At 63.5% G+C, this 16,443-nt stretch carries 18 protein-coding genes; 10 read left to right on the top strand and 8 right to left on the bottom strand.

Translation table 11 applies throughout. The features are described from left to right. The first annotated feature begins 139 nt into the window (after nt 1-139). Nucleotides 140-1,612 carry a M14-type cytosolic carboxypeptidase gene (locus ACNANG_RS25140; protein ID WP_420225345.1) on the top strand — a complete coding sequence of 491 codons (1,473 nt, stop codon included), beginning with the start codon at nt 140-142 and terminating at the stop codon, nt 1,610-1,612. Nucleotides 1,613-1,664: 52 nt separating this feature from the next. On the opposite strand, the gene ACNANG_RS25135 is transcribed toward ACNANG_RS25140, so the two are convergent. Continuing rightward, nucleotides 1,665-2,468: an EAL domain-containing protein gene (locus ACNANG_RS25135; protein WP_420225344.1), complete on the bottom strand. Its 804-nt coding sequence runs from the start codon at nt 2,466-2,468 to the stop codon at nt 1,665-1,667. A 267-nt stretch (nt 2,469-2,735) separates the two neighbouring features. On the opposite strand from ACNANG_RS25135, the gene ACNANG_RS25130 reads away from it, so the two are divergent. Then, nucleotides 2,736-3,317, top strand: coding sequence for a DUF1345 domain-containing protein (locus tag ACNANG_RS25130; RefSeq protein ID WP_420225343.1), 582 nt, complete (start codon nt 2,736-2,738; stop codon nt 3,315-3,317). A gap of 1 nt (nt 3,318) precedes the next feature. On the opposite strand, the gene ACNANG_RS25125 is transcribed toward ACNANG_RS25130, so the two are convergent. Then, nucleotides 3,319-3,495, bottom strand: a complete 177-nt coding sequence (locus ACNANG_RS25125; RefSeq protein WP_420225342.1) for an oxidoreductase-like domain-containing protein — start codon at nt 3,493-3,495, stop codon at nt 3,319-3,321. Between the two features lie 88 nt (nt 3,496-3,583). Continuing rightward, nucleotides 3,584-4,717: a pyridoxal-phosphate-dependent aminotransferase family protein gene (locus ACNANG_RS25120; protein WP_420227660.1), complete on the bottom strand. Its 1,134-nt coding sequence runs from the start codon at nt 4,715-4,717 to the stop codon at nt 3,584-3,586. 466 nt (nt 4,718-5,183) lie between these two features. Here ACNANG_RS25120 and ACNANG_RS25115 point away from each other — a divergent pair, with 466 nt between their 5' ends. After that, the gene (locus ACNANG_RS25115) at nt 5,184-6,185 is read left to right on the top strand and encodes an adenosine deaminase (protein ID WP_420227659.1); all 1,002 of its coding nucleotides are present in this window, start codon (nt 5,184-5,186) and stop codon (nt 6,183-6,185) included. 22 nt (nt 6,186-6,207) lie between these two features. On the opposite strand, the gene ACNANG_RS25110 is transcribed toward ACNANG_RS25115, so the two are convergent. Next, complete coding sequence (locus tag ACNANG_RS25110; protein WP_420227658.1) at nt 6,208-6,681, bottom strand: DUF1348 family protein; 474 nt, start codon at nt 6,679-6,681, stop codon at nt 6,208-6,210. Nucleotides 6,682-6,691: 10 nt separating this feature from the next. After that, nucleotides 6,692-7,285, bottom strand: a complete 594-nt coding sequence (locus tag ACNANG_RS25105) for a TetR/AcrR family transcriptional regulator (RefSeq protein WP_420225341.1) — start codon at nt 7,283-7,285, stop codon at nt 6,692-6,694. Between the two features lie 198 nt (nt 7,286-7,483). Here ACNANG_RS25105 and ACNANG_RS25100 point away from each other — a divergent pair, with 198 nt between their 5' ends. Then, entirely contained in the window at nt 7,484-7,840 is a 357-nt protein-coding gene (locus tag ACNANG_RS25100; RefSeq protein WP_420225340.1) for a type II toxin-antitoxin system RelE/ParE family toxin, read from the top strand. After that, nucleotides 7,830-8,108 (top strand): Fis family transcriptional regulator, encoded by a 279-nt coding sequence (locus ACNANG_RS25095; protein WP_420225339.1) that lies wholly within the window; start codon nt 7,830-7,832, stop codon nt 8,106-8,108. Before ACNANG_RS25100 ends, ACNANG_RS25095 begins: the two co-directional genes overlap by 11 nt. Nucleotides 8,109-8,147: 39 nt before the next feature. Here ACNANG_RS25095 and ACNANG_RS25090 read toward each other — a convergent pair whose 3' ends face one another. From ACNANG_RS25090 to ACNANG_RS25080, 3 genes are all read right to left on the bottom strand, one after another. Beyond that, nucleotides 8,148-8,543: a tautomerase family protein gene (locus ACNANG_RS25090; RefSeq protein ID WP_420225337.1), complete on the bottom strand. Its 396-nt coding sequence runs from the start codon at nt 8,541-8,543 to the stop codon at nt 8,148-8,150. A gap of 41 nt (nt 8,544-8,584) precedes the next feature. Then, nucleotides 8,585-8,773, bottom strand: coding sequence for a c-type cytochrome (locus tag ACNANG_RS25085; RefSeq protein WP_420227657.1), 189 nt, complete (start codon nt 8,771-8,773; stop codon nt 8,585-8,587). An 828-nt stretch (nt 8,774-9,601) separates the two neighbouring features. Continuing rightward, entirely contained in the window at nt 9,602-10,831 is a 1,230-nt protein-coding gene (locus ACNANG_RS25080; RefSeq protein WP_420225336.1) for a tyrosine-type recombinase/integrase, read from the bottom strand. Between the two features lie 489 nt (nt 10,832-11,320). Here ACNANG_RS25080 and ACNANG_RS25075 point away from each other — a divergent pair, with 489 nt between their 5' ends. From ACNANG_RS25075 to ACNANG_RS25055, 5 genes are all read left to right on the top strand, one after another. Next, entirely contained in the window at nt 11,321-12,568 is a 1,248-nt protein-coding gene (locus tag ACNANG_RS25075) for a DNA-binding protein (protein WP_420225335.1), read from the top strand. Then, nucleotides 12,565-13,431, top strand: a complete 867-nt coding sequence (locus ACNANG_RS25070) for a hypothetical protein (RefSeq protein ID WP_420225334.1) — start codon at nt 12,565-12,567, stop codon at nt 13,429-13,431. The genes ACNANG_RS25075 and ACNANG_RS25070 overlap by 4 nt, the downstream gene beginning before the upstream one ends. Nucleotides 13,432-13,598: 167 nt before the next feature. Next, nucleotides 13,599-14,624: a D-hexose-6-phosphate mutarotase gene (locus tag ACNANG_RS25065; protein WP_420225333.1), complete on the top strand. Its 1,026-nt coding sequence runs from the start codon at nt 13,599-13,601 to the stop codon at nt 14,622-14,624. 18 nt (nt 14,625-14,642) lie between these two features. Beyond that, entirely contained in the window at nt 14,643-14,999 is a 357-nt protein-coding gene (locus ACNANG_RS25060; RefSeq protein WP_420225332.1) for a TfoX/Sxy family protein, read from the top strand. 119 nt (nt 15,000-15,118) lie between these two features. Next, nucleotides 15,119-16,426: a DUF2254 domain-containing protein gene (locus tag ACNANG_RS25055; RefSeq protein ID WP_420225330.1), complete on the top strand. Its 1,308-nt coding sequence runs from the start codon at nt 15,119-15,121 to the stop codon at nt 16,424-16,426. Nucleotides 16,427-16,443: the final 17 nt, after the last annotated feature.

Genomic DNA, 16,443 nt, shown 5'->3' with positions numbered 1-16,443 from the left:
CACCCGGTGTAGCCCCGGCCGCGGTGTGTGATTGCCGAAAGATTCGCAACGTGACGCAACGACGCCTGGGCAGGGTCGCCATCCGGTATGACACGTTCGGGGATAATGGCGATCGCATCGCGGAACACGGAATCGCACCATGAGACATCGTTACTGGCGCACGCTTGCCGTCAGCCTGCTGCTCGCCCTGCAAGCCTGCGCCACCGGTCCGGGTGAGCAGCCGGCCGATCTGACGCGCCTGCGCCCCGTGTTCACGAGCGATTTCGAGTCGGGGAGCATCGGCACCATTCGTGCGATGGACCCACAGGAAACCACCTGGAGACTATCGCTCAGGAACGATAACAATGACCCAAGTCTGCCGGCGAGTTTCCGTACGTGGTTCTACGTCAAGGTCGCGAATGTGTCTTCCGACCGGCCCTTGACGCTTGAATTCGATGGCTTTGGATCGCGCTATCCCGTCATGCCGGTGTACTCGTACGATGGCGTGCAGTGGTCGCATTTTCGGGACGACGAGATCAGCTGGCAAGGCTGCCGCGGCCAGGCGCTGGTCAACTGCCGCGCGACCCTGCGCAAGGCTTTTGCGGGTCCGGTGTCCATTGCGCGCACCTTTCCGTACACAACCGCGGACCTGGACGCCTTCCTGGCCCGGCTCGCGGTCTCGCCCCTGGTCAGACGCGACACCCTCGGCACGTCTCCGGTCTACGGCAAGCCCATCACGCTGCTGACCATCGATGACCCCAGCCTGACCATCCCGGGCGTTCCCAAACGCCATGTCTGGTTGCATGCCAGGACGCATCCGGGCGAAACCGGACCGTCCTTCGTGCTGGAAGGGCTGATTCCGCGGGTCCTTGCCGATGACGCGGTCGGGCGGTCCTTGCGATCGCGCTACATCTTCAAGATCGTGCCCATGCATAATCCCGACGGCGTCATTGCCGGCAACTACCGCACGACGCCCGGCAGCGTCAATCTGGAAGACAGCTGGCGGTTCGACGCGTCGGGCGCCGACGTGCCCGGCGAACTCCCGCCACCTTACGAAAACCAGGTGGTGCTGCGCGGCGGCATCCTGCCGGTGCTGCAGGCAGGCGGGCGCTTCGACATCGCGTTGAACCTGCATGCGTCCAACGCGGCGACGGACATGCCAGCGTTTTTCATCCCGCATTTTGGAAGCGAGGAGGCGTTTGGTCTGTCCGAACAACGCCTGTGGCGCAAGCAACAACACCTGGTCGCGCTGACCGCCTCCTATTACGACGGACATGTGACCACCGAAAACGAGGATGGCGGTGCGGCGTTCCTGGACCACTTCTTTCCGGAAAGCTGGTGGTGGCGTTCTCAGCAGGACCGGGTGAACGCCATTACGTTCGAAACGACCTATGGCAAGGGTGGCCTGGGCCGGTGGCTGACACAGGATGATCTTCGCCGCTTGGGAGACGCGCTGGCGTTGGCGATCAACGACATCGGCAGCGCCAGCGCGGCCTGCGCGCTGGCAAGCGTTCCGTTGCCAGGTTGCGAGGATGTGGACGTGATGCCGGTTGCGCCGGCGTCATTGCCTGATGCGGTGCCGCTGGCGCCGATCGATCCGGCGCCGTTGCCGTTGGGGGCAGAGTCCTTGTAGGGCGTGTCCAGCTTGAGCCCACGCCTGCCGCGCTTTGCTCAGCCGAGCCTTGTTACACCCACGACGACGGGTTGATGGTGCCAGGCGATTCGAAAGCGGGTTTGCTGAAGAGATAGCCCTGCATCAGGCGAACGCCCTCGTTATAGAAGAAGTCGCGCTCGGCCAGGGTCTCGATGCCTTCGGCAATTACCTGGATGCCCAGATCCGAACACGTGCGCATCAGGCCTTTCACGATGGCTTGGCGCGGCACGCTCGAATCGATATTGCGCACCAGTGCCATGTCCAGCTTGATGATGTCGGGCTGGAATTCGGCAAGCAGGGTCAAGCCTGCAAAGCCGGCGCCAAAATCGTCAATGGCGGTCAGAAAGCCGCTGCGCTGGTAATAACGCAGAATGGCAGCCAGCCGGGCCGCGTCTTCGATCCGATCGCCTTCCGTGGCCTCGAAAATGATGCGCTCTACCGGAAAGTCGTGTTCATGCGCGGCTTCCAGCGTCGTGCGAATGCACACCTCGGGCTGATAAATGGCATTGGGCAGGAAATTGATCGACAGACGCTGGGGTAGGCCGATGTCGGCCGCGCCTTCAATGGCTTTGCGCCGGCACGCCTGGTCGAAGCGGTAGCGGTTGTCGTCGGTCACGCGTTCCAGCACGGACGACGCCGGTTCACCTTCCGGGCCGCGGACCAGGGCTTCGTGCGCAAAGATCGTGTTGTTGTCGAGGTCAACTATGGGCTGATACGCATAGCTGAAGTCGAAACCCAGTTCTTCGCCATCCCGGCAGCCGACGCAACCGGGCCCATTGACGGGAAATGCGGAACGAAACGTGCCGGTGAATCGGATAGGCGTGATGGAGGACATAAGGAGTTCGTGGTTGCATACAACACGGGATACGGCCTAGTTAACGGCAGTTGATTGACTTGGGATACCCCCTTTTCGCGTCCAAGTGTCACAAATCGCAGCGGATGAGCATGCTGTTATCTTTGACAGGTCACGACGTTGCACACTGGCAATTGCCCGTCTGCTCATCCGTTGTGACGCCTCGGAGTCCCCATGACTGTGCCTGTGTCCCGAACCCGTTTGCAGATTATCCGCGCCCATCCCAGGCTTTTTGCAGCGGCCCTGATCTTGATCGCCGTCGCGTCGGCCCTGTGGATGGGCCATACGCCGTGGCCCCTGTGTCTGTTGCTGGGGTTCGATGCCGCCGCCGTCGTCTTCCTCTCGTCCACGGCCTATGTGTTCGCCAAGTCCACGCCTGAAACCATGCGTCATCGGGCCAAGGAAGAAGACGTAGGGCGATGGGGCATTCTGTGGACAAGCGTGCTGCTGTCCGCGGTGGTCCTGTTGGCCCTCGGTGTGGAATTGCGGCTAGGAAAAAGCGGGGGCGTCTGGCCCGTGGTGGTTGCCGTGGGCAGCATCCTGCTGTCCTGGCAGTACATGAACGTCATGTTCGCGCTGCACTATGCCCACGGTTTCTACGGCAACTACGGCGCTGCGCACCAGGGGCTGGAGTTTCCGGGCGACGAGCCTCCGGATTACTGGGATTTTGCCTACTTTGCCTTCGTGATCGGCATGACGTTCCAGGTGTCCGACGTGCAGATCACCAGCCGCCATCTACGCCGGATGGCGCTGGTACACAGCGTGATCGCGTTTTTCATCAACGTGTTCATCATCGCGATGAGCGTGAACGTGGTGGCTGGACAGGCCTGATTCAGCGGCTGGCCTGACGCACTTCCCACGCACGGTAGGCGTCGCGCCAGGCCTGCATGTCTTCGGCGTACAGATCGAAAATGCACGGTTCACAGCCGCTTTGGCAGCACTGGTTGTCGCCGGGGCGCTCAGGCGGTTCGGGAGCCGGGTCGTCGGCAGGAAGGGAAGGGGTCGTCACGATTCAAGCAGGAAACGCCGCCGCGGCCGGCTCGGAAGAACATTAGGCGAGCGGCGCGGCGGCAGGTCAGGAAAGTATCAGCGCGGCGTCAAACGAGGGCGTTGTGCAGGCTGTATTCCAACGTGGCCATGCTGGCGGGCAGATCCACCTTGCCGCCCAGGTCCCGCACGGTCGATCCCAGCGCATGCAGCGTTCGGAACAGGTTGTGCGCGCGGCATTGCTCGCCCATCTGGCCAATCCGAACCATGGGCAGGCCGAATGATCCCGAAATCTCGACGTGATAGCGATTCGAAATGTGCGCGCAGATATCGGCGTTGTTCATGCCGTCGGGAATGGCGATGCCGACCACCGAATTCAGGCGCGACGTGGGCGGCGTGAACAGGCGCAGACCCATGGCCTCGATCCCGTTCTGCAGGGCCTGCGAGCAACGGTAATGGCGCGCAAAGCGCTCTTCCAGCGTTTCGGCGCACACCAGGCGCAGCGCTTCGTGCAGGGCCAGGACGCCGGACACCGGCGCCGTGTAGTGATAGCCGCCCTTGTGCCAGAAGTTTTCGGCCAGCTTGGCATCCAGGCACCAGTGCGAATTGCTGGAGGTGCGGGTATTGATGCGATCCCAGGCTTCGTTGGAAAACGCGATCAGCGAGACTCCGGGGATCGAAGACAATCCCTTCTGGCCACCGGTGATCACGGCATCGATCTGCCAGTCGTCCATTTGCAGCGGCATCGTGCTCAAGGTGCAGACGGCGTCCACGATCACGAGACAGCCGTACTTCTTGGCGGCGCGGGCAATGGCGGGCAGTTCGCGATTGAACACCGTGTTGGACGTTTCACCTTGCACGATGGTCAGGCATTCCGGACGATGCTTGGCAATCAGGGCTTCGACTTCGTCGGCGGGCGCATAGTGGTGGCCATCTACATCGAAGGTAATGACTTCGGCGCCCAGCCGGCGCGACATTTCGGCCATCCGCGCGCTGAAGAATCCGTTCACCACGCACAGCACCTTGTGACCCGGCAGCACCAGGTTGCTGATCGCCATTTCCATGGCCGCCGAGCCCGGACCGGCCACGCCCATCACCCATTCGGACTTGGTCTGGAAGACATAACGGCCCATCTCCTTGACCTGCGAGATGATCGTCGACATCGTGGCGCCCAGGTGGTTGATCACCACCGAATTCGCTCGCGCCACCGCCTCGGGAATCGGCACCGGCCCGGCGCCCATCATCAGCAGGGGGTCGTCGGGCAGGATGTCGCTCAGCACGCGCACTTCGGGCGGCGCGGAAAATGTCAGCGCGGCATGAGGAGCGGAACGAACGGGAGTGGAGTCGTCAACGGAACGGAGCAAGGGGGTCGGCATACGAAGTTGTGCAGCAAAAGAGAAAGGGGGCACGCGACAGTGACGTTAGCACACCGGCCGCGGCCGCCCCGAATGGTAATCTACACGGTCCGGCGCACCGGGCGACAGGCCCGTCTTTTTGCTGCCGGACGTGCTTTCAAGTGAAACACATTCCTTCGTAAAACACGCTGAACGCGCGGCCCGACGCCCCCAGATTTGCGGCCGCGCGACAATCGATCCTCGTTCGCCCGTGCGCGTCGAGTTGCCACGGAGCCCGAGCATGTCCTTTCTTGCCCCCACCTCGTCATCCAATGCCTCGTTTGCCGATTCGCCTCTGGCCCGCACGCTGTGCGGCATGCCCAAGGCCGAATTGCACATGCATATCGAAGGGTCGCTTGAACCCGAGCTGATCTTTGCGCTGGCCCAGCGCAACGGCGTTACCTTGCCCTACGCTTCAGTCGACGAACTGCGGAACGCGTATGCCTTTACCGATCTGCAATCTTTCCTGGACATCTACTACGCTGGCGCGAGCGTCCTGCTGACCGAGCAAGACTTCTACGACATGACCTGGGCCTATGTGGAACGCGCCGTGGCCGACCACATCGTCCATACCGAAATCTTTTTCGATCCGCAAACCCACACCGTGCGCGGCGTGCCGGTCGATGTGGTCGTGAACGGCATTGCCCGTGCGCTTGACGATGCCGAATCCCGGCATGGCCTGTCGAGCCGCATGATCCTGTGCTTTTTGCGGCATCTGCCCGAAGAGGACGCCTTTGCCACCCTGGCGTCGGCCGAACCCTGTTTCAAGACCGTGCCGCGCCTGATCGGCGTCGGCCTGGACTCGTCGGAGCAAGGCAACCCGCCCGAAAAATTTGCCCGCGTCTTTGCGCGATGCGAAGCCCTGGGCCTGCGCCGCGTCGCCCATGCCGGCGAAGAAGGTCCGGCGCAAAACATTCGTGATGCCCTTGACCTGCTGCATGCCGAACGGATCGACCACGGCGTCACGGCGATCGAAGATCCGGCGCTGCTGCAACGCCTGGCTGCCCAACAGATTGCGCTGACGGTGTGCCCGTTGTCCAACGTCAAGCTCAAGGTGTTCGACGACATGACGGCGCACAGCCTGCCTCGGTTACTCGACGCCGGGGTGGCCGTGACGATCAATTCCGACGACCCGGCGTACTTTGGCGGCTATCTCAATGCCAACTACCTGGCGGTATTCGACGCACTGCCCTTGGGCGAAGACACCGCGTACCAGCTCGCGCGCAACAGCCTTGAAGCCGCATTCGCGACAGAACAGGAGAAAGCCCGCTGGATCGCGCAGCTGGACGCCTTCTGGGCCGACCACTCCGCCGAATGACGAGGCCGCCTGACTGAGTCAGTCAGAAGCCGAAGTGCTCAAGCCCCGGGTGACCATCGGGCCGACGGCCCTGTGGCCAGAAGAAGGCCCGGTCCGACTCCTCGATCGCCAGGTCATTGATGCTGGCATGGCGCTCGGCCATGTAGCCGGCCGCATCGAACGCCCAATTTTCATTGCCATATGAACGGAACCAGTTGCCTGCGTCATCGTGCCATTCGTATGCGAAACGCACGGCAATCCGGTTGCCGCCGTACGCCCATAAAGACTTGATGAGCCGGTATTCATGCTCCCGCGCCCACTTTCTTTGCAGCAGCGCGATGATCTCCGGCCTGCCGCTGGCAAACTCGTCCCGGTTCCGCCACCGGCTGTCGGGCGTGTAGGCCAGCGCTACCTTGGCTGGATCGCGGCTGTTCCACCCATCTTCGGCAAGGCGCACCTTGAGCGCTGCGGTGGTTTCATTGAAAGGCGGGAGCGGAGGACGTTCTGCTTCGAGCATGGTGTGGACCTTACAAGGGGTGAAATGGTAGTGGCGCGCTTGCCGCAAGCAAGGCTGCGCCAGCCGCCTGCGCATCGCGCGCAGCGCTTGGATTGCCGCTGACCATGGCGACGGCGATCGCACCGTCGATCAGGATCAGCCATTGGCGAGCCAGGGCGTCCCGGGCGGCGGGCGGCAGATCGAGCCCGGACGCTGTCTCTTGTATGAACACCAGCAGATCTGCCTTGTGTTCCTTGGCCAGCATCCGGATGGCCGATTCGGGGTCACCAATCTCACCCGCTGCGTTAAGAAACGCGCAGCCGTGGTAGCGAGGGTCGATGAACCAGGTCGTCAGCACGTCGAACATGCCCAGCAGCCGGGCGGCAGCGTCCTGTCCGGTAGCAAGGGTGCGAGTGCGGAACCAGTGCATCCAGCGATCGTGGCGCGCACGAAGGGCAGCTTCGACAAGCACGTCCTTGGACCCGAAATGGGCATACACGGTCTTACGTGACACGCCCGAGGCCTTGACGATCGCATCCACGCCCGTCCCATGGATTCCGTCGCGATAGACAAGCGATTCGGTAGTGGCAAGCAGGCGGTTGACGGGATCAGGGGTGGGGGTCATTGGCAGGGTAGTGTCGTTTTGCGGCATGGTGTGCATGGTAGAACGATCGTTCTCCTTTGGCAAGTCGTGGGTGGATGATTGCGTCCAAGCGGATTTGACAGCTGTTGTTGCGCGGTGATCGCTGCATTGTGCAGGGCATGAACCTGCACCCCGATGCCTCAACATGTACTTTTTGTAGTACGCTCAAGGTGATTAGTGATGACCGCCCCACCTGCAAAACGCGCACTGGTGTTCTTTCGAACCGCCACGGGAAAGGAGCCGGTCAGGGAATGGCTCCTGACGTTAAGCCAGGAGGACAGGTTGCAGGTGGGCTATGACTTGATGCGGACCCAATGGAGGTGGCCGGTTGGCATGCCGCTGTGCAGATCCTTGGGCGATGGGCTTTGGGAGACCAGGTCGACGCTGGCTGGAAATCGAATTGCGAGGGTTGTGTTTACCTCGCACCGCGGCGTCCTTGTGGCATTGACCGGGTTCATCAAAAAGACACAAACGACTCCCACCGCTGAGTTGGAACTGGCTCGACGGCGAAAGAAGGAATTGCTTCATGACGAATAAACATCTCGGATCCAGCCTGGATAGCTTTCTGGTCGAACAAGGAATGTATGAAGAAGCCCAGTCGCTGGCCGTCAAGGAAGTGGTTGCCTGGCAGCTCGCTGATGCGATGGAAAAGCGTTCGCTTAGCAAAGCACGACTCGCAACGCTTTTGAAAACCAGCCGGTCGCAAGTGGATCGGCTGCTGGATCCCGCTTGTGATGTCAGGCTGTCTACCCTGGAAAGAGCAGCAACGTTGGTTGGGCGAAAGCTGAAATTGGAGCTGGTCTAGGAGGTCTTGTTGGACCAGGCATGTCAGGTGCGTTCCTGATCAGGCCTCGCCGGGCGTCCAGTCGGGGCTGTAGCCGCCCAGGGCCGGGTGGTACATCTCGTCGCCGTCGTGCTGAGTGAATTCGACGTTGAGGCGGTCTTCCGCCAAACCCAGAATATCGATGCAATGCGCGCACAGGGCGCGGGCGACCTGCATGCGCTGCTCGGCCGGCCGGCCTCGGCGGATGTCCAGCATCAGCATTGACACTGGCACGGGATCGTTGCCTGCTTCAGTGATTCGCCACACGCCGCCTTCGCCCAACTCCCGAATGGCGACGCTGATCCGGCGAATGTCGACCGACATCATTTCCGCGTAGGTGGCGCACATTTTTGCGGCCAGCCGCTGTTTGACTTCGACGGGATATCGCGCGTTGACGTCAAGTTGAAGGTAGGGCACGGCAAGTCCTTGGAAGGTGGCCCGGGATGCGGGGCGGCGTTTTATTTGGGTAGTCGCGAAACCATGTAGTCGACCGCGGCCTGGATCTCTTCGTCAGAGCAGGCGGAGCACGTGCCGCGCGGCGGCATCCATCCCAGGCCTTTGATCACGTGTGCAGTGAGTGTGCCAGGGGGCTGGGCAAGACGGGGCGCCCAGGCGGCTTTGTCGGTCAATCTCGGCGCATTGCGCATGCCATAGGTGTGACAGGATGCGCAGCTGACGCTGTAGACAGAGGCTCCAGACCGGGCGGGCTTGCCGGCGGCGGCCACGAGCTGGACGGGTGAAGCGGGGTGGGGGGCCACTCCGAGCTGGGTGGATCGAGCCGGGGCGGGTGCAGCGGTTGGAGCTGCGGTCAAAGCAGCAGGTGCGGCGGCCTCTACCGAACTTATTATGGCGGGGCCCACCGTTGCAAGCACGAAGAGCGTGTACAGGTTCACCAGCGCGTGCGGAGCGGGCTTGGCCGTTGCGGGGCGCGCGAGTGAACGCAATGGAAAGCGAAGGTAGTGCATGGTCGACAAGTGCCGTGTAAAGCCTGAATGCGATGGTAGGGACAACGATGCAAGTGTCTGCCAGGTGCAGATGCGGGAAAGCGCCAAGGACATTATGAACCACGGGGAGGGCCGTGCTGGCCGGGCGACCTCAAGGCTTTCATCGACGCCGCCCTTAAATCACCGATCTTTGCATCCACAAGCCGAACGTCAGCACGTCAGCGTCCCTACCCCCAACGTCGCCATCCCGGGCGCCACCATCCCAAGCGCCACCATCCCAAGCGTCACCATTTCAAGCGTCACCATTTCAAGCGTGACCACCCTAGCGTGACCACCCTAGCGTAACCACCCTAGCGTAACCACCTGCAGCGTCGCCACCCTCAGCGTAATCACCCTCAGCGTAATCACCCTCAGCGTAATCACCCTCAGCGTCACCACCCCAGCGTGACCCCCTCGGCGTCACCACCCACAGCGTCACCATCCACAGTGTCATCACCCCAACGTCACCATCCCTACGTCACCATCCCAACGTCACCATCCCAGACGATGGCTGTCTTCGGTCGCCTGGTGCCGCGCGTCGTCGTCGCTGTGCAGGTAGCGGCTGGTCGTGGTCAACGAGGCGTGGCCCAGGTTGTCGCGAACGTGGCGAAGGTCCATGTCGCCGGTGGCCATGGCGGATCCTGCCGTGTGGCGCAGCCAGTGGGCCGATGCGGCGGCCAGGATGTCAGCGGTGTGGGCATGCTCCGGACCCTGCGCACGCACGCGGTCGGCGGTGCGCACGAACACCTGTTTTGCGATCAGGTGAATGGCGCTGCGCGTCATGGGCCGCGGCTTGCCACCGATCGGTGCCAGCAGCGGGCGTGTTTCGCCAGGCGCCGGCTCTGAAGGAAGTCCCGTTGACTGGCGGTAGGCGGCCAACTCGTCCATCAGTTCCTTAGTGGCAGGCACCAGGCGCAGCTTGTCTCCCTTGCCCAGAATTTCCAGCCACCACCGTGTCGTGCCTGAGCGGTCCCGTCGCGGAAAGAAGGCACCCATGCTGTTGCCGGCGACTTCGGAGATGCGCATCCCGCTCAGGTAAAGCAGCGTGAATAACCAACGGACGCGGTGGTAGTGCTCGATGTCGCGCCGACTGCCGCGGGGCAGATCTGCGATCGTCGCCTTGACCTCTTGCCACATCGCGTCGTCCAGATACCGCACCACGCGGGGCGCGGCGTGGCGTTGCCGCTGCCTGAACAGCGAAAGTGGATTGCCCGCCAGATAGCCCGCATGCACGAGCCAGGAGAACAAAGTGTTGAGGATGACGATCGCCTGGCGCTGACTGGCCGGGGAGAGCGGGCCCGCGAACGGCCGCCACCCAGCGTCCCCGCGCGCGCGTTTTCGACCGGCCGGCATGACCCAACGATCCACGGGCTGTGGGTCGGCCAGGAATCGCTGGTACGCCAGCAGGTCTTCATGCGTCAGGGATGCCAGCGGCTTGCGCAGTTCGATCACCGACCAGAACAGCAGGCGTTCGGCTTCCTTGCGATAGCTGTCGAACGTCGTCTTCGTCTGCGAAAACCGCGCGAGCCACGCTTTCAGAGCATCGACATCGGCGTTGGCCGCAATCTGCGAGCGAGCGGCAGTTGCGCGGTTGCTCCCATGGGTGCCGTCAAGGTCGGCCGACATATCGCGCAACAGAGTCTGGATGTCCGTTGTTGGGAGGGTGTCCACAAGAACGGGACGGGGTGGCGCGTGCGTCATGTAGTCATAAGTGCTTTTCATCAGGACTGCCGACGGTTGCTCTGCGATGGCAGCGGGCGTTCGGCGTGGGCGGTTGGCGTGGGCATACGGTTGCAGGCATTGATGAGGCGTTGCGCACGACGCCCTCGTATCGTGAGAAGCGTTTGCTCTGAACGGAGCGGTCGCCTGTCTCGGTCGCCTGTCTCGTTCGGACCTGGGCAACCGCAGCGTTTCGCCAAGGCCCGTTCATTGGCCGCAGTCACGCGGTGCTGCACGACTACGGCGCGTGTTCGTATCGACTTTATCGGGTGTTTTCAGATGCTCGTATTTTCTCAAATGCGCCCGGCAGGTCGCCGTTTTTGCTCATGCCCACTCTCGTCACGCTCGGCACTATGACAGCTAACCAACGGCAGCCCTCAAACGACGATTATTCGACAGTAGAACAATAATGTCAAAAAAGACCAACTTCAATCCGATATTATTACGTATTACGTAGTAATATTGAATGATGCTGAGCGCGTTCCCGTACACATGCCCGAAATAGACGAAAACCAGCTCTCTGCCGATGTCGAAGAGCTAAAAAAGCAGTTTTCAAACACCCAAGCCCTCTACAAGGAGGTCTGTGGGTTGATGTTCCTGCGTTATGGCATCACGCCTACGGTGAACCGCCTGTACCAACTGGTCCGGCGGGGCAGCATGTCGGTTCCATCGGACGCCTTGCGGCAGTTCTGGCAGGAACTACGCGAAAAAAGCCGCGTGCGCATCGATCATCCCGATTTGCCCGACACCTTGAAAACCGCAGCGGCGGAGTCGATGGCCACGATGTGGCGGCTGGCGCAGCAGGCCGCGATGGAAGGGCTGGCGGCGTCGCGGGACGAAGCGGCGGAGCAGGTGAGGGCGGCGCACCAGGCGGCGCGAGACCAGGCGGCGGCGTTTGAAGCGGCCGAGGCGCGCTTTACCGCGTTGGTCGAGACCGAGCGGCGGCGTGCCGACGACCTCTCGGCGCGGTTGGCCGACCGCGAGGCAGCGTATGCCCGGCTGGCGGATCAGCGAACCTCCGACCATGCGGCCCACGTCCGCCGGTTGGCAGCCGCCGCGCAGGCGGAGGCTGTCGCGACCAGCGAGCGCGATGTGGCCCGCAAGGAGCTGTTGGCCGCCCAGGCGGACACCGAAAAGATCCTGGCGACCTTCAATGCTCAACTGGACAAGTTTCGGGAGGACAGCGCAGCGTCGGAGGCGCGCCATGTCGCGCTCGAGCGCCGTGCCTTGATGGACCTGGACCAGGAACGCCAGCGCGGCAACCGGCTCGCCAAGCAGTTGGAGCAGGCGCAACAGAGATTGAATGACACCCTGTCCGAGCAGGCACGGACCACAGCGACTCTGCAGAACCAGATCGGTTCGCTGCAGGCGCGGCAGGGCGAGTCGGAAGGCCGGCTGGCTGCAGCCCGTGAAGACAGCGGCCGTTGGCAGGCCGCGTGCGAACGCCTGCAGTTCGAATTGGCAAGGCAGCAACACGCCGCTTCGGTCAGAGCTAAAGCAACCAGGGCCAATGCTGGGGCGGGCGCAACGACCGATATCACGGCTCAGGCACCGACTCAACCCGTGGTTGGCGCGCCACCGGAGCCCACCGCCAAGGCGGAGACCGACATGACGCCTGATGCTACGCCTGATGCAGCGACCGCACCTGATGCGGCAGCCGCGTCCTCACCTGCGACAACGACCGACGCCGCAGCCATGGCCAAGGCTCGCCGACCATCACACAAGAAGTCACGACAATGAGCCCAGGCAACACTTCTACTTCTGCCTTCCTCGCCCTGTGGAACGACATCGATCCGCCCCGCATCACGGAGTACGAGCGGTGGCACACGCTGGAACACGTCCCCGAGCGCGTCTGGGTGCCGGGGTTCCTGTCCGGCACCCGTTATGTCGCAACCCGGTCCGGCCAGCCGCGCTACTTCACCCGCTACGACCTGAATGATTTATCTGCGCTCGCCACGCCGGCCTATCAGGATCTGGTCGAACATCCGACGCCCTGGAGCGCGTCGATGCGGCCGGCGTTTTCCAATTTGCTTCGTAAACCCTGTCAGCGGGTCGCCTTGGTGGGGACAACGCAAGGCGCTGCCTTGCTGGTCATGCGGCTGGTTTGGGCTGGGCCGATCGGTCGCGATGCCGCAGCGCGCAGCGCGCACCAGGTACTGACCCAGGGTGCCCGGGACGTGGTGACCCGAGTCACCGTGGGACGCGTCCAGCCGGCAGGTCCGCAAGCGATGGGAAACGTGGACGACGCGCCCGAGGGCGACGAGTGGATCTATATGATCGAAGCGACGGATCCCGAGCAGCTGGCGACCGTTGAAGCGTCGGCAAGGACCGTGCTCTCGGCGATGGCCGCCGACCCAACGACGCAGCAAACCGGTACGACGATGCCGCGCGCCAGTCCAACGCCCCCGCATGCCGATTCCCGCGCCCGGCAAGTCCAGCCCGATCCAGGTCCAGGGGTTCAACCCCTCTGGCTTGCCGCCACCCACTACCGCTACGCCAGCCAGGTGCTGCACGCGAACGTGGCGCGTCCTGGGCGCCCCGCAGCGCGCATCGACCTGATGGCCAGCAGCGAGATCACCCCGTCCGTACCACCAAAGCGTTAGCGGTTGTGCCAGCCATTCGGGTGGTGTGGCAGCCGGGGGCAAAAGCCGCCATACTTTCGCAGCCTGCGTTGCCCGCCAGGGATGGCCTTCCGGCAGCCGCGCCACCTCCGCCGTCCGCGAACACCACAACGTCCGCGAACACCCCGCCGTCACCAAGGAACACCCGTATGTCCGCCGCGCCCGATGCCGCCTCGATCGAACCCGTCCAGATGGGCGAACTTGCCTGCTGGCGGGTCCGCACCCAATGGGCGGAAGCCCTGATTGCCACGCAGGGCGCGCAGTTGCTCAGCTACACGCCGCATGGGCAGCCACCGATCGTCTGGCTGAGCGAGGACGCGAAGTTCTTGCGCGGGCAGCCCCTGCGCGGTGGCGTGCCGGTGTGTTGGCCTTGGTTTGGCGACCTGGCCCGGAACCCGCAGTCGGTGCGCGATATGTTCGCCCCCGACGCCGCGGCGCCGGCCCATGGGGTAGTGCGTGGGGTGGACTGGGAGGCCGGCGCCGCGACCGCCGAATATGGCCGGGTCGTCATGGACTTTCATTGCCACATGCCCAATGGGTCCGGCGAATGGAAGCACCCTGCGGACCTGCTGATCCGCTTCCGGATGGGCGAATCGCTGGAGATTGAACTGTGCACCCATAATTTCGGTGACGCGCCGATCACGGTGAGCCAGGCGCTGCATACGTACTTTGCTGTCAGCGACAGCCGCCAGATCACGATCGAGGGCCTGGAAGACACGACGTACATCGACACGATGCGGAATTGGGAAGCTGCGACGCAGACGGGGCCGATCCGCATCGAAGGCGAGACCGACCGGATCTACACGGGCATCGATCGCGCCATTGATATCGTGGATCCGGGCTGGCAACGTCGCATCCGTATCGAAGCGTCGCAGTCGCGGTCGGCCGTGGTGTGGAACCCGTGGGTCGAAAAGGCCGCCCGGCTGTCGCAGTTCGCGGATGATGCGTGGCAGCGCATGGTCTGCATCGAGACGGCGCGTGTCTGGGATGATGTGCTGGTCGTGGCGCCAGGCAAGACCGAATCCATGTCGGTCACGATCCGCGTCGACGCCGCGGCGCCTGCGGCCGGCGCAAGGACCGCGGGAACGAGGCCTGCCGGATCGACAGACGCAGCCACGCACTCAACGACGGGCGCAGCGACAACGACGCCTGCGAACCCTGCCGGCGCGACTTGAGGCGCGGGCGACGTCGCCATGGGCACCCGCCAGAGCGCCATCGATTACCTGCTGGAACAGGTAGCGGACGCGGGCATCGTGACATCGCGCAAAATGTTTGGTGAGTACGCGGTGTACTGCGACGGCAAGGTGGTGGCCCTGGTGGTGGGCGATCAGGTCTACCTGAAGCCGACCGACGCGGGTCGCGCGTACCTGGTCGAGGTGGAAGAAGGCTTTCCGTTCCCAGGCGCCAAGCCGTGGTTCGCCATTCCCGGTGACCGGTGGGACGACCGGCGCTGGAGCGCGGGGTTGATTGCTACGACTGCCGCGGCCTTGCCCGAGCCCGTCATACGCAAGCGGCGGAAACGCGCCAGCGCGAACAGGCCGGGAAGTTGATCATCTGCTCCATGGCTTTCACGTAACGAATCGACGGCCGTGGTTACCGCGGCTTACCCGGCGCCGCGGCCTTGCCGTTAGGATGCAGGCTCATCCTTGCCATTCGACCCCGGGCGCCTATGTTTCGATTGACCTTGTTGTGGCACCGGCTTCGCGCCCAGATGTGGTGGCGGCCAACGCTGTGGAGCGTGTTTGCTGTCTTTGCCGCGTTGATCGCCGCGGTCGCCAATTACTACGTGCCCGACAGCGCCGTGCCGGATATCGAGCGCAGCACCCTGCAGGGCCTGCTCACGATCATCGCGTCGAGCATGTTGGCGGTCAGCACCTTTTCCTTGTCCATCCTGGTGGGCGCGTTCACGTCGGCATCGACGTCGGCCACGCCGCGCGCGACGCGTCTGGTCATGGCCGACGATCGCGCGCAGTCGGCGATCGCCAGTTTCATTGCGGCGTTCATCTACGCCATCATTGCCTTATGCGCACTGGGCGTCGGGTATTACGGGCCCGCCGGCCGCTTCGTCCTGCTGGCCGGCACGATATGCGTGCTGATTTACATCATTGTGTCGCTGCTGCGGTGGATTCAGACCTTGTCATCCATCGGCCGTTTGAGCACCACGATCGCCACGGTGGAATCCGCCGCCACCACTTCGCTGCGCGCCCATCGGCGCGACCCTTTACTGGGCGCATTGCCGGCGCCAGCGCAGCCGGTGCACGGCGTGCCCTTGCACCTGTCGCAAACAGGCTACCTGCAGCATCTGGACATGGGCCGCCTGAACGAAGCGGCCAAGAAGGCCAAGGCAACCTTGCATATTGTCATGCGGCCCGGCGCGATGCTGCACCCGGCCCGTGTGGTAGCGGTGTGGTCCAGGCCACCGGCGCTGTCGGTGGAGGAACAGCGCAAGCTGGAGGCCGCGTTTGTGGTCGGCCCGGAGCGCAGTTTCGAACAGGACCCGCGCTTCGGGGTGATCGTCATGGCGGAGATCGGGCAGCGGGCCTTGTCGGCGGCCACGAACGATGCGGGAACGGCGATCATCGTGATCGGCGCGTTGGCCAGGATTCTGATCGATACGGCGGCGGCGCCCGACGGGGACGCTTCCCCGCAGCCTGGACGTTTTACGCACTTGACGCTGGCGGAGCTGGACGAAGCGGACCTGATCCGCGATACATTCGATCCCCTGTCTCGCGACGGGGCCAGCCTGATCGAGATCGGCGTGCGCCTGCAGAAGGCGCTGGGCGCCATCAGCCTGGGAACGAAGGGGGCGCTGGCCGACGCGGCGCGCCGCCAGGCTTGGCGCAGCTACGAACGGGCCCGGATGGCGTTGACCTTCGAGGAAGACCGCCTGGTGCTGGAAGCCCTGGCCAGAGAGGCGGCCGGGGACGCGGCATCCACCTCAACGACGCCTGCCGGCCAGCTCAATACGCAACGCTAGGTCATCCCATCGGCGTC

It is taken from the genome of Pigmentiphaga litoralis, assembly GCF_048632615.1.
Taxonomy (GTDB): Bacteria; Pseudomonadota; Gammaproteobacteria; order Burkholderiales; family Burkholderiaceae_B; genus Pigmentiphaga; species Pigmentiphaga litoralis_B.
The sequence above is the reverse complement of the archived record's forward strand: the minus strand, read 5'-3'. Positions and strand labels throughout refer to the sequence as shown.

Bases quoted from the DNA above. Each gene is read 5' to 3' on its own strand.
- ACNANG_RS25095 (WP_420225339.1), top strand. From the start codon at position 7,830: ATGACGAATAAACATCTCGGATCCAGCCTGGATAGCTTTCTGGTCGAA.
- ACNANG_RS25115 (WP_420227659.1), top strand. From the start codon at position 5,184: ATGCCCAAGGCCGAATTGCACATGCATATCGAAGGGTCGCTTGAACCC.
- ACNANG_RS25100 (WP_420225340.1), top strand. From the start codon at position 7,484: ATGACCGCCCCACCTGCAAAACGCGCACTGGTGTTCTTTCGAACCGCC.
- ACNANG_RS25120 (WP_420227660.1), bottom strand. From the start codon at position 4,717: ATGATGGGCGCCGGGCCGGTGCCGATTCCCGAGGCGGTGGCGCGAGCG.
- ACNANG_RS25060 (WP_420225332.1), top strand. From the start codon at position 14,643: ATGGGCACCCGCCAGAGCGCCATCGATTACCTGCTGGAACAGGTAGCG.
- ACNANG_RS25065 (WP_420225333.1), top strand. From the start codon at position 13,599: ATGTCCGCCGCGCCCGATGCCGCCTCGATCGAACCCGTCCAGATGGGC.
- ACNANG_RS25080 (WP_420225336.1), bottom strand. From the start codon at position 10,831: ATGAAAAGCACTTATGACTACATGACGCACGCGCCACCCCGTCCCGTT.
- ACNANG_RS25075 (WP_420225335.1), top strand. From the start codon at position 11,321: ATGCCCGAAATAGACGAAAACCAGCTCTCTGCCGATGTCGAAGAGCTA.
- ACNANG_RS25110 (WP_420227658.1), bottom strand. From the start codon at position 6,681: ATGCTCGAAGCAGAACGTCCTCCGCTCCCGCCTTTCAATGAAACCACC.
- ACNANG_RS25070 (WP_420225334.1), top strand. From the start codon at position 12,565: ATGAGCCCAGGCAACACTTCTACTTCTGCCTTCCTCGCCCTGTGGAAC.
- ACNANG_RS25085 (WP_420227657.1), bottom strand. From the start codon at position 8,773: ATGCGCAATGCGCCGAGATTGACCGACAAAGCCGCCTGGGCGCCCCGT.
- ACNANG_RS25055 (WP_420225330.1), top strand. From the start codon at position 15,119: ATGTTTCGATTGACCTTGTTGTGGCACCGGCTTCGCGCCCAGATGTGG.
- ACNANG_RS25140 (WP_420225345.1), top strand. From the start codon at position 140: ATGAGACATCGTTACTGGCGCACGCTTGCCGTCAGCCTGCTGCTCGCC.
- ACNANG_RS25135 (WP_420225344.1), bottom strand. From the start codon at position 2,468: ATGTCCTCCATCACGCCTATCCGATTCACCGGCACGTTTCGTTCCGCA.
- ACNANG_RS25105 (WP_420225341.1), bottom strand. From the start codon at position 7,285: ATGACCCCCACCCCTGATCCCGTCAACCGCCTGCTTGCCACTACCGAA.